This is a genomic window from Bordetella sp. BOR01 (assembly GCF_019218885.1).
In the GTDB taxonomy this organism is placed as follows: domain Bacteria; phylum Pseudomonadota; class Gammaproteobacteria; order Burkholderiales; family Burkholderiaceae_B; genus Bordetella_A.
Genome location: NZ_JAHUWT010000003.1, coordinates 1,393,717 through 1,407,585, shown reverse-complemented (window position 1 = coordinate 1,407,585; position 13,869 = coordinate 1,393,717). Strand labels below are relative to the sequence as shown.

At 65.5% G+C, this 13,869-nt stretch carries 14 protein-coding genes; 7 read left to right on the top strand and 7 right to left on the bottom strand.

The window, feature by feature from the left end:
- Positions 1–54: 54 nt before the first annotated feature.
- The 6 genes from KW845_RS21570 to rsmB are packed head-to-tail and all read right to left on the bottom strand — an operon-like array spanning position 55 to position 7,982.
- On the bottom strand, positions 55–1,524 hold the full coding sequence (locus KW845_RS21570; protein WP_218371362.1) for a TrkH family potassium uptake protein: 1,470 nt from the start codon (positions 1,522–1,524) through the stop codon (positions 55–57).
- Between the two features lie 54 nt (positions 1,525–1,578).
- Positions 1,579–2,958 carry a Trk system potassium transporter TrkA gene (gene trkA, locus KW845_RS21565; protein WP_218371361.1) on the bottom strand — a complete coding sequence of 460 codons (1,380 nt, stop codon included), beginning with the start codon at positions 2,956–2,958 and terminating at the stop codon, positions 1,579–1,581.
- Positions 2,955–3,653, bottom strand: a complete 699-nt coding sequence (locus KW845_RS21560) for a response regulator (protein ID WP_218371360.1) — start codon at positions 3,651–3,653, stop codon at positions 2,955–2,957. The genes trkA and KW845_RS21560 overlap by 4 nt, the downstream gene beginning before the upstream one ends.
- A gap of 11 nt (positions 3,654–3,664) precedes the next feature.
- Positions 3,665–5,986: an ATP-binding protein gene (locus tag KW845_RS21555; RefSeq protein WP_218371359.1), complete on the bottom strand. Its 2,322-nt coding sequence runs from the start codon at positions 5,984–5,986 to the stop codon at positions 3,665–3,667.
- Complete coding sequence (locus KW845_RS21550) at positions 5,983–6,564, bottom strand: DUF4390 domain-containing protein (protein ID WP_218371358.1); 582 nt, start codon at positions 6,562–6,564, stop codon at positions 5,983–5,985. The genes KW845_RS21555 and KW845_RS21550 overlap by 4 nt, the downstream gene beginning before the upstream one ends.
- A 44-nt stretch (positions 6,565–6,608) precedes the next feature.
- Positions 6,609–7,982, bottom strand: coding sequence for a 16S rRNA (cytosine(967)-C(5))-methyltransferase RsmB (gene rsmB / locus KW845_RS21545; protein ID WP_218371357.1), 1,374 nt, complete (start codon positions 7,980–7,982; stop codon positions 6,609–6,611).
- A 115-nt stretch (positions 7,983–8,097) separates the two neighbouring features.
- On the opposite strand from rsmB, the gene KW845_RS21540 reads away from it, so the two are divergent.
- The 4 genes from KW845_RS21540 (at position 8,098) to rimO (ending at position 11,190) form a co-directional block, all read left to right on the top strand.
- A complete protein-coding gene (locus tag KW845_RS21540; RefSeq protein WP_218371356.1) occupies positions 8,098–8,727 on the top strand; it encodes a LysE family translocator in 630 nt (209 codons plus the stop codon).
- Positions 8,728–8,967: 240 nt separating this feature from the next.
- Positions 8,968–9,312 (top strand): type II toxin-antitoxin system RelE/ParE family toxin, encoded by a 345-nt coding sequence (locus KW845_RS21535; protein ID WP_218371355.1) that lies wholly within the window; start codon positions 8,968–8,970, stop codon positions 9,310–9,312.
- A complete protein-coding gene (locus KW845_RS21530) occupies positions 9,309–9,641 on the top strand; it encodes a helix-turn-helix domain-containing protein (protein ID WP_218371354.1) in 333 nt (110 codons plus the stop codon). Before KW845_RS21535 ends, KW845_RS21530 begins: the two co-directional genes overlap by 4 nt.
- Positions 9,642–9,840: 199 nt before the next feature.
- Positions 9,841–11,190, top strand: coding sequence for a 30S ribosomal protein S12 methylthiotransferase RimO (rimO, locus tag KW845_RS21525; RefSeq protein ID WP_218371353.1), 1,350 nt, complete (start codon positions 9,841–9,843; stop codon positions 11,188–11,190).
- A 55-nt stretch (positions 11,191–11,245) separates the two neighbouring features.
- Here the strand turns inward: rimO and KW845_RS21520 are convergent, their stop codons facing one another.
- Positions 11,246–11,809, bottom strand: a complete 564-nt coding sequence (locus KW845_RS21520; protein WP_218371352.1) for a bacterioferritin — start codon at positions 11,807–11,809, stop codon at positions 11,246–11,248.
- A 208-nt stretch (positions 11,810–12,017) separates the two neighbouring features.
- Here KW845_RS21520 and KW845_RS21515 point away from each other — a divergent pair, with 208 nt between their 5' ends.
- Genes KW845_RS21515 through KW845_RS21505 form a run of 3 tightly spaced genes read left to right on the top strand, consistent with a single transcriptional unit; the run spans position 12,018 to position 13,860 of the window.
- Positions 12,018–12,605: a TIGR00730 family Rossman fold protein gene (locus KW845_RS21515; RefSeq protein ID WP_218371351.1), complete on the top strand. Its 588-nt coding sequence runs from the start codon at positions 12,018–12,020 to the stop codon at positions 12,603–12,605.
- A 35-nt stretch (positions 12,606–12,640) separates the two neighbouring features.
- Positions 12,641–13,231 (top strand): hypothetical protein, encoded by a 591-nt coding sequence (locus tag KW845_RS21510; RefSeq protein WP_218371350.1) that lies wholly within the window; start codon positions 12,641–12,643, stop codon positions 13,229–13,231.
- Entirely contained in the window at positions 13,228–13,860 is a 633-nt protein-coding gene (locus KW845_RS21505) for an HAD-IA family hydrolase (protein WP_218371349.1), read from the top strand. The genes KW845_RS21510 and KW845_RS21505 overlap by 4 nt, the downstream gene beginning before the upstream one ends.
- Positions 13,861–13,869 lie beyond the last annotated feature (9 nt).

Sequence of the window (13,869 nt, the reverse complement as noted above, 5' to 3'; positions counted from 1 at the left end):
TATATTGTTAGTACACTGAATATTACACCACCACCATGACAAGGCCAGGACCCGCTATTTGCGCCAGAACATAGGCATGAACAACACCACGACGGTCAGCAATTCCAGCCGGCCGATCAGCATCGCGAACGTGCACACCCAGGTCTGGAAATCGGTCAGCACCTGGAAAGTGCCCATCGGCCCCACCGGCCCCAGGCCCGGGCCGGTGTTGTTGACACTGGCAAGCACCGCCGAGAACGCCGTGATGGGTTCCAGGCCCGACACCAGCATCAGGCTGGTCAACACGCCGATCGACAAACCATACACCAGCATGAAAGCCAGCACCGATGCCATGACGCGCTGGTCGACCAGGCGGCCGCCCATGCGTATGGGGCTGACGGCATGCGGGTGCAGCATGGTGACGAGTTCGTTGCGGGCCTGCTTGACCAGCAGCACCGCACGCACCATCTTGATGCCGCCGCCGGTGGAGCCCGCCGATGTCACGAAGCCCGACAGCAACAGCATGGTCAGCGGCGCCACCAGCGGCCAGGCGGCGTAGTCGACGTTGGCAAAACCCGTGGTGGTGGCCACCGAAATCGTGTTGAACATGCCGTAGCGCAAGGCCTGCAGCGGCTCGGTATAAACGCCGCGAACATACAGGTAGCCCGAGATCGCCAGCCCCGCGCCCAGCATGATCACAAGATACGGCACGGTTTGCGGGCACACCAGGTAGGCGCGCAGGCGCCCTTGCCGCAGGGCGCTGAAATGGGTGGCGAAATTGATCCCGGCCAGGGTCATGAAGACCATGGCCACGACTTCGACAGACACCGAATCGAAATAGACAAAGCCTTCGTCGCGCGTGGAAAAACCGCCCAGGCCCATGGTGGTGGCGGTATGGCACCAGGCATCGAACCACGTCAGCCCCACCCCCCGGTAGGCCACCAGGCACAGCAGCGACAGGCCGAAATACACCGCGTACAAGGCCTTGGCCGTGCTGGCGATGCGTGGCGTCAGGCGCTCGTCTTTCATGGGGCCGGGTGTCTCGGCCCGCACCACCTGGTGGCCGCCCACGCCCAGCAGCGGCAAGATCGCCACCGCCAGCACCAGGATGCCCAGGCCGCCGATCCAGACCAGGGTGGCGCGCCACAAATTGATGGACGCGGGCAGTTGATCCAGATTGGTCAGTACGGTGGCACCGGTGGTGGTCAGCCCCGACATGGCCTCGAAATAGGCGTCGGTGAAGGACAGCGGCAGCCCGGCCCGGTCGAAATAGATCAGGAACGGAATGGCCGCCAGCAACGGCAGGCAGGTCCATACCACCGACACCAGCAGGAAGCCGTCGCGGGCATGCAGTTCGCAGCGCCCGCGCCGCGTGGCCAGCCAGACGGCACCGCCGCCGCCCAGGGCCAGCAGGAAGCCATCGAGAAAGGCGGTGAAGCCGGCGTCGTCGCCCACATAGGCCACCAGCAGCGGCAGCAGCATGGTCAGCGCGAACACGACCATGGTCAGGCCGGCCACGTAGAAGGTTGCCAGTAGCCGCCTCATGCGATCCGCCTAGCGTGCGTGGCCGGTTGGCGCATCAATGGATCCGTCCGCAAGTCAGAAGAAAGAGGCCGATACCTGGAACAGCTTCTCGACGCGCCGCATCATCTGGCGCGACGGCACGAATACGATGACGTGGTCATCGGTCTGGATGACAGTGTCGTCGTCGGGCATCAGGATTTCATCGCCGCGAGCCAGGGCGCCGATGCTGGCCCCCTTGGGCAGCCGGATGTCGCCCACCGCGCGCCCCACCACCTTGGAACTGCTGCGGTCGCCATGCGCCACGGCCTCGATGGCTTCGGCCACGCCCTGGCGCAGCCGGTGCACGGCGGCAATGTCGCCGCGGCGCACGTGGCGCAGCAGTTCGCTCATGGTGGCCTGCGATGGCGACACGGCAATATCGATATGGCTGCCCTGCATCAGTTCGCCATAGGCCTGGCGGTTGATCAGGGCAATGACCTTGCGCGCGCCCAGCCGCTTGGCCAGCAGCGACGACATGATGTTGTCTTCGTCGTCGCTGGTCAGCGCCAGCCAGGTATCCATGTCGCCGATGTTCTCGCGTTCGAGCAGTTCTTCATCGGTGCCGCTGCCGTGCAGCACCAGCACGCTGCTGGGCAGTTCGGCCGCCAGGTATTCGCAGCGCTTCGCGTCGCGCTCGATGATGCGCACGCTGTAGCTTTCGTCGGCCAACTGGCGCGCCAGGCGCAGGCCGATGTTGCCGCCGCCGGCGATCATGACGCGATGCACGGATTTCTCGGCCTCGCGCAACTGCCGCACTGCGCGGCGGGCGTGGCGGGAATCGACCACCAGCACGACCTCGTCGCCGGGGGCGATGACGGTGCCATGGCCGGCCTGCAAGGGCCGGCCGTCGCGCACGACATCGACCACGCGGGCGGCCACGTCGGGCCATACGTCGCGCAGCTGCGCCACGGGATGGTGCGCCATGGGGCTGCCATGCCCGACCCGTACCGTGACCACGCTGATGCGGCCATCGGCGAATTCCACGACCTGCAGGGCCTCGGGGAACTCGATGAGGCTGTGCAAGTAGGTGGTAACGCTGCGCTCGGGACTGATCAGCGCATCGATACAGAAGCCTTCTTCGCCCATCAGCTCGGGATGTTCGGCGAAATCGGGCATGCGGATGCGGGCGATGCGCCGCGGCACGTTGAATAGCTGCCGCGCGATCTTGCAACCCACCATATTGGCCGCATCAGAGGCCGAACAGGCAATGAACAGGTCGGCATCGGCGGCGCCGGCGGATTCCAGCACGGCAACCTGGGTGCCATCGCCATGCACCACGCGCAGGTCGAAACGTTCCTGCAAATAGCGCAGATGATCGACGTTGGTGTCGATGACCGTGATGTCGTTCTGTTCCGACACCAGGTTTTCGGCCACGCTGGTACCCACGCGGCCGGCCCCCATGATGAGGATCTTCATGTGCCTCGCTTGCGCGCGGATTCGATGCCCAGTTGCTTGAGCTTGCGATACAGGTGGGTGCGTTCCAGCCCGGTGCGCTCGGATACACGCGTCATGCTGTGGTTCTCGCGCGCCAGGTGGTATTCGAAATAAATGCGTTCGAACTCGTCGCGGGCCTCGCGCAGGGGCTGGTCCAGGGGGATGGAGCCCAGCTTGCCGCTGGACAGCGGAGCGGCCTCGGCCACGGCCGGTGCGGCGGCCAGCGCGGTGGGGGGATCGAGTTCGTCTTCGAGCGCCACCGCCAGCGCGGCCGGGGCCAGCGGCGTCGCGGCTGGCGTGGCATGCGACACGCGCCCGCGCGCCAGGCCGGCGGCAATGGTCTTGAGCAGGCGCTGCAGCGTGATCGGCTTTTCGAGGAAATCCATGGCGCCGATGCGCGTGGCCTCGACGGCCGTGTCGATGGTGGCGTGGCCGCTCATCATGATGACAGGCATGTCGAGTAGGCCCTGCGAGCCCCATTCCTTCAACAAGCTGACCCCGTCGGTGTCGGGCATCCAGATATCGAGCAGGACCAGATCAGGGCGCATGCGCAAGCGCGCTGCGCGCGCTTCTGCCGCGTTTTCAGCCAATTCGACCGTGTGACCTTCGTCGTAAAGAATCTCCGACAAAAGTTCGCGAATGCCGACTTCGTCGTCAACCACCAGAATTCTGGCCATAAACCATCCACCTATTGCGTAGCCGCATTATCCTTTTCTTGCGCGGTCACGTCCATAGTAACGGCCCTGGACGCCAGCCGGGTCAGCAGTATCGAGACCCGCGCCCCGCCTTCCTTGCGGTTGGCAAGATCGATTCTGCCACCATGCTCTTCGATGATTTTGCGCACAATGGCCAATCCTAACCCAGTCCCGTGGGCCTTTGTGGTGACATACGGCTCGAAAGCCCGCTGCATGACCTTTTGCGAGAACCCAGGGCCAGTGTCGGCCACGGTGAAGCGCACCGCCGGCTGCGCCTCGCCTTCGCCATCGGGGCCGCCCATCAACTGCGTCACTACGCGCACGCGCCCTTGCTCGCCCTGTTCGGCGATGGCATCGCGCGCATTTGATAGCAAATTGTGGATGACCTGCCGCAGTTGGGTGGGGTCGCCTTCGATGTTGGGCAGGCCGGGCTCGAGCTCGACATCCAGGTTCAAGGCCGGCGTGCCCGGGCGTGCGGCCGTCTTTTCGCCGGGTTCCCAGCCATAAAGCGCCAGCACGTCGGCCACCAGGGCATTGAAATCGATCGATTGCATCACGGCCGGCGGCGTGCGGGCATATTCGCGGAAATCGTCCACCATCTGCTTGAGCGAGCCCACCTGGTTGACGATGGTATTGGTGGACCGCTCGAGCATCTGCCGATCGGCCGGCTGCAGGCGATCGGCCAGTTTCATGGCCAGCCGCTCGGCCGAGAGCTGGATCGGCGTGAGCGGATTCTTGATTTCGTGCGCCAGACGGCGTGCCACCTCGCCCCAGGCCACGGTGCGGTTGGCCGAGATGACTTCGGTAATGTCGTCGAACACCACCAGATAGCCGTTGCCGCGGCCATCCACGCGCAAGTGCGTGCCACGGGCCAGCAGCGTCAGGGGTTGCTGCACTTCGCCGGAATCGGCCGCGGGCGCCAGCGTGATCTCGAATTGCTGCTGCCAATGCAGGCGTTCCGAGCCCACCGCGGCATGCTGGGCAAAGGCCTGGCGCACGACCTGGATGAACTCCAGCATGCCGTCCACGGTTTCCAGCGGCCGCCCGATGACCGAACGCAGGTCGGCCTGCAAAATGGACTGCGCCCCCTGGTTGACCGTGGTGACGCGGAACCCTTCGTCGAACACCAGCACCCCGGACGACAGGTTCGACAGCACGCTTTCCAGGTAGACATTCGAGCGCTCGAGCTGGCGCCGGTTGCTTTCGACCATGTGGCGCGCCTCATCGAGCTGGCGTGTCATGGCATTGAAAGAACGGGTCAGCTGGCCCACTTCGTCGCGCTCGGGCGGCTCGGGCAGCGGCCGGTAATCGCCCACGCCCACCGCCTGGGTACCCGCGGCCAGCCGCAGCAGCGGCCGCACCAGGCGCTTGGACAGCGACAGCGCCACCGCGATGGCGGCGAACACCGCCAGCAACAGCGTCAGGGTCAGGGTGATGCCGTACAGCTTGCGCAGGCCCAGCCGCGACAGGGCCAGTTCTTGATAGTCGCGGAACCCTTGCTGCACGCGATTGGCGTTGTCGGCAATCTGCTCGGGCACGGGCTGCAACAATTGCAGCCAGCGCGGCTCGGACGGCAGCGCGGTCAGGCTTTCGAACCGCGCGGGCGCGCTCAGCGGGATCACCACGCGCAGCAACAGCCGGTCTTTGCCGCCGGCCACGTCGATGTCATCGGCCTCGGCAGCCGAATAGCCGCGCCCCAGGCGCAACTGGTTCAGCACCGTGGCGGGCGGGATCTCGGGCAGCAACTGGCCGTACTGGTCGGTGGAAAACGCCACCAGGCGGCCGCTACCCGTAAAGACCATGACATCGCGCACCCCGCTGGATTCGCGCAGCCGGGTCAGGGCCAGCGGAATATCGCGGTCGGCCGTGTTGTTCAATTCGGCCGCCATGGCGCGCGCCTTGGCATCCATGTCGGCCAACAGCGAATCGAGCGCCGCGCGCCCCAGGTTCAGGCCCGATTCGAGCGCGCTGTCGACCCGCACGTTGAACCAGGACTCGATCGAGCGCGACATGAACTGCACCGACACGGTGTAGATCAGCGCCCCCGGCACCACGCCGATCAGGGCGAAGGCCAGCGCAAAGCGGGCTGTCAGGCGCGCGCCGAACTGGCGGCGCCGTATCTGCCGCAGCAGCCGCGTGGTCAGCGCCGCCACCCAGATGAACAGCGCCAGCGCGAAAACGCCGTTCAGGATCAGCAGGGTGTCGTAGTAACGGGCGAAGCGCGAGGCATTGCCGGTGGACCAGGCCAGCAGGCCCAGCAGGGCCAGTCCGCTGATCGCCCCGATGATCAGCGCAACGCGCAGCAACATCCTCATGAGGGATCCTGGGGCTCGGCCAGCGAGAACGAGAAGTCGGTCCACGGAGTGGCCAGCGACCACGAGCTGCTGTTGAGCGCGTTGACCTGGAATGGCCGCGCCAATTGCGAGGTGTCCAGGCGCAGGCGCATTTGCCCGCTATAGGACACGTCGTAATCGAGCTCGGAAACATCGACCAATTGCCAGCCCCGGATGTGGCGCACCATGTCCATGGCCTGGTCCAGCGAGGCTACCGGCAGGCTCAACTGGCCCGCGCCGGCCCGCCATTGGCGCGTCAGGGCGTTGTAGACCACGCGCCAGGTCAGGGTGGCGTCGACCACGGTATCGTCGAACCACCACCAGCGCGACCGGCTGATGACGACATCGGCCGTGAAATACAGGGGCAGCCCGCGTTCGGCCGCGTCGCGCAATTGCTCATTGAGCTGGAAATCGACTTCGGCGTTGATTTCCAGCTTGCCGTCGCGGATGAGGGGTTCGATACGCGTCACGCGCGGTTCATCAGCATAGGCCTGCCCGCCCGCCCCCAGGGGAAGCAGCAGGAATGCCAGCAGTAGCGCACAACATAGGCGGGAAATCATCGATATTGGTAACTCGACAGGGGTATTCAGCTATTCTTGGCGATTCATGACTGCTTGGCAAACAGCGCATAGAAAAAGCCGTCATGCTGGGCCCGGGGTGTTGCGCCAATAGCAACAGGCAACAATTGGCCGGGGGCATCCAGGCGCCTGGCGTCGGCATGGCGGCGCGCAAAGGCCTCGGCCTGCCGCACACCTTCGGCCGGAAACACCGAACACGTCACATACAGCAGCCGCCCCCCCGGGGCCACGGTGCGCCACAGCGCATCCACGATGCGGGCCTGCAGCGCGGCCGTGCGGGCCACATCGGGCGCGCGGCGCAGCCAGCGGATGTCAGGATGGCGGCGCACAATGCCCGACGCCGTGCAGGGCACATCGGCCAGCACGGCATCGAACGGCCGGCCATCCCACCAGGCATCCAGGTCGGCCGCGTCGGCGGCCGCCAGCGTCACGCGACCCGAGCTCAACCCCAGGCGGTCAAGGTTCTGGCCCACCCGCTGCAGGCGCGCGGCGTCGGCGTCCAGGGCCAGCAGGTCCAGGTCGGCCAGTTCCAGCAGATGGGCGGTCTTGCCGCCTGGCGCGGCGCAGGCATCCAGCACGCGCTGGCCGTCGCGCGGCGCCAGCAGCGGGGCCGCCAGTTGCGCGGCCGCGTCCTGCACCGACCACCAGCCCTCGGCAAAACCGGGCAGTTGCGTCACCGGCCGGGCCTGGGCCAGCACCAGCCCGGCCTCGCCCACCGGCTCGGCCGCGATGCCGGCGGCCTGCAAGGCCTGGCGCACCTGGTCGCGCGTGGCGCGCCGCGGGTTCACGCGCAGGATCAGCGGTGCCGGCACATTGGCCGCGGCCAGGATGGCCTGCCATTGGTCGGGGTAGGCGGCGCTCAGCTGGTCGACCCACCAGCCCGGGTGGTTCCAGCGCACCTCGGGCTGGCCGGCCACGGCGGCCTCGAGCGTCGCGCGTTCGCGCAAGAAGCGGCGCAGGCTGGCATTGAGCAGGCCCTTGTAGGCCGCCAGGCCGCGCTGGCCGGCGGCGGCCGCCACGGCCTGGTTCACCACCGTGTGCGGTGCATAGACCGGCATGCCGGGCACGGCGGGGGCCTCTTCGGCGAGGCCGTCTTCGTCCTGCGGCATCCACAGCAAGGACAAAGACACTTGCAGCAGCGCGTCGAACAAGGCCCCCGGCGAACGCTGCACCAGGCTGCGCGCGATGGCGCCGGCCCAGCCCAACCGGCGCATGGCATGGAACGACACTGCCTGCGCGGCGGGGCGCAGCGCCTGGGGCACGCCGGCCAGGGCGTCGGTCAGTGAACGGCCGTCTTCCACCGCCTGCACGGCGCCGGCGGCGGCCAGCAGCACGGCTGACAGCGCCGGCCGGGGCGGCGGAGAATCAGAAAGACCTGAAGCAGGGGAAAGCAGGGGCATGGAAAGCTACGCGGTGATGCAACCCCGCTATGGTAGCCGCTGACTGGACGAATCCGCCGCGACGCCTCACACTGGAGGCGCCCCTTGCAAACCCGCCAGCCTGCCGTTGTTCGCCATGACGCTTGCCACCCTGCTGTTGTTCGCCCTGGCCTCGGGCATCACCATCGCCACGCCCGGCCCCACCGTGCTGCTGGCCATGAGTAACGGTTCGTACCACGGCGTGCGCGCAGCCGCCTGGGGCATGGTGGGTGCCGTGCTGGCCGACATGATCCTGGTGGCCGTGGTGGCCTCGGGGCTGGGCGTGCTGCTGGCGGCCTCGGAAGCCGCCTTCCAGGTACTGAAATGGGCCGGCGCGGCCTACCTGGCCTACCTGGGCTGGCGCCTGCTGCGCACCGATGCGGCCGCCGCCCTGCCGGGCCGGCACGGCACCGCCGCCCCGGGCGTGCAGGCCCTGTTCCTGCGCAGCTTCCTGGTCGCCATCACCAATCCCAAGGCGCTGCTGTTCATGTCGGCGTTCCTACCGCAGTTCATCCAGCCGGCCGCGCCGCTGCTGCCGCAGTACCTGGCGCTGGCGGCCATCCTGGCGGTGCTGAACCTGGCCGCCATGCTGGCCTACGCGCTACTGGGCGCGCGCATGATGCGGGCCCTGAACAGCGGTGGCCTGCGCTGGATGAACCGCTTGTGCGGCGGCGCGCTGATCGGCATGGCCGCCACCCTGGCACTGTACCGGCGCAGCGGGCCGTAGCCCCCGCCGGCCTGGGGTCGGCAAAGCGCATCTCTACCTGAACTCAAAGGCTCATCAGCATCTGCTCGATCAAGGGCTTTGAATAGGATGGATTTGTCCGCAGAAGGTTTTTACCTGCAGGGGCCATCCTAGAATGAGGACACATGATGACCACCGGCGCACAACTGGCTACGCCCAATAAGCGGCGTCCGCCTTTACGCTCGGCGCGTATTTGTATAAAATTTTATACATATTTGGCGTATGCAGCACGAGAAGGAGATTCATTGGGTTGGATCCGCCTACGACGACCTCGTTAAATTCCCCGACGATCCGCGCCGAGATGCCGGTTTCCAGTTGAGCAAGGTCCAGGCGGGCCTGGAGCCTGAGGACTGGAAGCCGTTCGATGACGTGGGTGCCGGAACGCGGGAGATCCGCATCCGCGACGCGAGCGGCATCTTCCGGGTGATGTACGTCGCCAAGTTCGAGGAAGCCGTGTATGTCCTGCACTGCTTTCAGAAGAAGACACAAGCGACCAGCACGCGGGACAAGGACATCGCCACGGCGCGCTATCGTGCCGTGGTCAACGCAAGAAGAGACAGGCCATGAAAATCGACACCGACATTCGCCATGTCACGAAACCGGGCACGAACCTGTTCCGCGAACTGGGGTTCCCGGCCGAGGAAGCCGCGCGGCTGCAAGCCGCTTCGCGCCAGCAAATCAACGACACGCGGCTGCTCAAAGAGCAACTGATGTCGGAGTTGGCCGAGTGGATTGCGCAGCATCACTTGAAGCAGGCCGAGGCCGCCGAGATCCTGATGGTGTCGCGCCCGCGTGTGTCTGATGTGGTGAACAAGAAGACAGCGAAGTTCACCATCGACACGCTGGTAGAGATGTTGAGCCGGGTTGGGAAACCGGTTCGGCTGGCGATTGGCTGACACACGCCACGGCCTTGTTAGAAATGACCGGTCAGATAAATGCTTGGCTGCCTGCGTCAGGTAGGGGCTAACGCGGTATCCAACCCAATGTCCGCGACATCACACAGCCCGGAATTCTGCGACAAGCTAAAATTTGAGTTTGGCTTCGTATCTCTGGGCACCCCACTTCGCTCGGTCCGGGCCACACACGGAAGCCCACATGAAAACCCCTTCTAATTCAACGGATCACAAAAACCATACTCCAAAAGTGGGTTTCGTCAGCCTCGGCTGTCCGAAAGCCCTGGTCGACTCCGAACGCATCCTGACCCAGCTGCGCACCGAAGGCTACCAGGTCACGCCCGAATACAACGACGCCGACGTGGTGGTCGTGAATACCTGTGGCTTCATCGACAGCGCCAAGGCCGAATCGCTGGAAGCCATCGGCGAGGCCATCGCCGAGAACGGCAAGGTCATCGTCACCGGCTGCATGGGCGTCGAAGAATCCGTCATCCGCGATGTGCACCCCAGCGTGCTGGCAGTGACGGGCCCGCAGCAGTACGAAGAAGTCGTGCGCGCGGTGCACCGCGCCGCGCCGCCCAAGACCGACCACAATCCGTATGTCGACCTGGTGCCGCCGCAGGGCATCAAGCTGACGCCGCGCCACTACGCGTACCTGAAGATATCCGAAGGCTGCAATCACCGTTGCAGCTTCTGCATCATCCCGTCGATGCGGGGCGACCTGGTCAGCCGGCCGGTGGGCGATGTCCTGAACGAGGCCGAACGCCTGGTCAAGGCGGGCGTGAAAGAACTGCTGGTGATCTCGCAAGACACCAGCGCCTACGGCGTCGACTTGAAGTACCGCAGCGGGTTCTGGAATGGCCGGCCGGTCAAGACGCGCATGACCGAGCTCTGTGCGGCCTTGTCCGAACTGGGCGCCTGGACGCGCCTGCATTATGTGTATCCCTACCCGCACGTCGACGAGGTGATCCCGCTTATGGAACAGGGCAAGATCCTGCCCTACCTGGACATCCCGTTCCAGCATGCCAGCCCGCGCATCCTGAAGGCCATGAAGCGCCCGGCCTTCGAAGACAAGACCCTGGCGCGCATCAAGCGCTGGCGCGAGCAATGCCCCGACCTGACGCTGCGCTCGACCTTCATCGTGGGGTTCCCGGGCGAAACGGAAGAAGATTTCCAGTACCTGCTCGACTGGATGAGCGAGGCGCAACTGGACCGTGTCGGCTGTTTCCAGTATTCGCCCGTCAATGGGGCGCCCGCCAACGAACTGGCCGGCGCGGTGCCCGACGACATCAAGCAGGATCGCTGGGACCGCTTCATGGCGCACCAGCAGGCCATCTCGGCGGCACGCCTGCAAACCCGGGTGGGCCGCGATATCGACGTCCTGATCGATGAAGTGGACGCCGATGGCGCGGTGGGCCGTTCCAGCGCCGACGCGCCCGAGATCGACGGTAACGTGTATGTCAGCAGCGAACGCACGCTGCGGCCGGGCGATATGGTGCGCGTGCGCGTCACCGGCGCCGACGAATACGACCTGTACGGCGACTCAGTCTGAGGCCGGATGCCTCAGTGTCAGGCTGCCTGCGGCCGCCTGACACCGGCACACCGCTTTAATTCTTGGCGAGGAAGTCCGACAAATCGTCGGCGTGCTCTTCCTCGACCGCTAGAATCTCTTCCAGCAGCCGGCGCGTGGTGGGGTCTTTGTCGCCCACGTAGTCCACCATCTGGCGATAGCTGTCGATGGCAATACGCTCGGCGATCAGGTTTTCCTTGATCATTTCCTTCAGCGTATGGGCCTCGACGTATTCCGAATGGCTGCGCTCCAGCAGGCCCACCGGCGACAGGTTGGGCTCGCCGCCCAGTTGCACGATGCGCTCGGCAATGCGGTCGGCGTGGCTGAGTTCCTCGGTGGCATGCTCGGCGAACTCGGCTGCCACGGGCTCGGCGTTCAGGCCGCGGGCCATGAAATAGTGGCGCTTGTAGCGCAGCACACAGACCACTTCGGTGGCCAGCGCCTCGTTCAGCAGCTTCAGCACCGTTTCGCGATCGGCGCGGTAGCCGTCGGTGACGGCACCCGATTCGATGTCCTGGCGCGCCTTGGCGCGGATCGCGGCCACGTCCATGTTGAACGAAGCGCCTTTGGCGGACTTGATTTGGGGGGTAGCTTGTTGCATATCGCTGGCTCCTTGTTATGTGGCATAGGGCAAGACGACTACGGCGCCCAGTGCGCCTGCCAACCCAGTGTATAGACCCCGCCGTGCCCACGCTGTGTCCAAACATTGCCCCGCCCGTCCTGGGCGGGGCCGCCAAGTTGCGTAAACTAGTTACTGAACGCCAGGCAGGCGTTCGATGTATTTTGTAACGGGTGCATATCTTTCGATCATGAAACTACAGAACATCTGCGTTTATTGCGGTTCCAATGGCGGCCGTATTCCCGCGTACGCCGATGGCGCGCGCGAGCTGGCCCGCGAACTGGTGCGGCGCGATATCGGTTTGGTATACGGCGGCGCCAGCGTGGGCATCATGGGCATCGTGGCCGATGCGGTCATGGCCGAAGGAGGCCGTGTCATCGGCATCATCCCCGAGCCGCTGATGCGCAAGGAACTGGGCCATGGCGGCCTGACCGAGCTGCACGTGGTGCAGTCCATGCACGAACGCAAGACCATGATGGCCGAACGGTCCGATGGTTTCGTGGCGCTGCCCGGTGGCGCCGGCACCCTGGAAGAAATCTTCGAGACCTGGACCTGGGCCCAGCTGGGCATGCACCAGAAGCCGTGCGGCCTGCTGAACATCGCCGGCTACTACGACCAGTTGGCCGGGTTCCTGGATCATTCTGTGCAAGAGTCGTTCATGCGCGCAGAGCATCGCGCCATGCTGGTCGTTGAAAGCCAGCCCGCCGCATTGCTGGACCGATACGCCGCCTACCAGCCGCCCACCGTGTCCAAGTGGATCGATCCGGGCGAACACTGACACCGAAACTTCGTCCATCGCGACCTTCGCCATCCATGCCAACAGCCACGGTCACCCCAGCCAGTACGGCGTCCTTGATGCGAAACTATCTTCACGCCAAGGACGAAAACCGCCCTCTCTATATGGCGCGCGCCTTCGCCGCCGACGCAGTGCTGAAAATGACGCTGCGTACCCAGGCCATCGCCTTTCCGCCCGAGGCCCGCGGCCTCGACGCCATCACCGAAGCCCTGGTGCGCACTTTCGGCCAGACTTACGAGAACGTGTTCACCTTCTACCTGGACCATCCGGGCGAAGACGCGGTGTTGCCGGACTACATCTGTGACTGGTTCGTGGGCATGACCGAAAAGGCCACCGGCCAGGTACGCGTGGGCTGTGGCTGCTACGAATGGGAATTCCAGGCCTCGCCGCACCTGGCACGCCGCCTGACGATCACCATCGAAGCCATGCAGAGCCTGCCCGCCGACACCGCCCCGGCCGTCTTTGGCTGGTTGACGGCGTTGCCTTACCCCTGGACCGATGCGCAACGCGTGGTCAACAGCGCCCCGCCCATCGAGGCCCTGGCGCCGGTGATGCACTGGATCCGCCGCGCCGACCGCGATGCTTACCCGGTGGACGGAACTGCTTGAAATACGATCTTGCGGCATTCGATTTCGACGGCACGCTGGCCGACACCCTGCCCTGGTTCGAATCCATTCTGGATGGCGTGGCCGACAAATACGGCTTTCGCAAAGTCGACGCGGCCGAACGGGCCCGGCTACGCCAGCGCAGCGCCCACGAGATCCTGAAATACCTGGGCATCCCATTGTGGAAAATGCCGGCCATCATGGCGCACGTGCGCCAGTTGATGCGCGAGATGGATCCCGGCGTGCGATTGTTCGATGGCATGGCCGACGCCCTGACGCAGGTGCGCGCCACGGGCTTGCGCCTGGCGGTCGTGAGCTCGAATTCGGCCGCCAACGTGCAGCGGGTGCTGGGCCCGCAGGCCACGCAGTGGTTCGACGACTTCGAATGCGGTACCGATATGTTCGGCAAGGCCGCCAAGCTCAAGCGCCTGCTGGCGCGGCACCGGGTGGCACCGCAGCGCTGCGTCCTGGTCGGCGACGAAATGCGCGACATCGATGCCGCGCGCAAGGCCGGCGTACGCGCGGCCGCAGTGGCCTGGGGCTACAACCACCCCGACGCGCTGAGCACCCACGCCCCCGACGACCTCATCCTGACCGTGGCCGCCCTGCCGGCCATCCTGACGCGAGCCTGAGCCTGAACC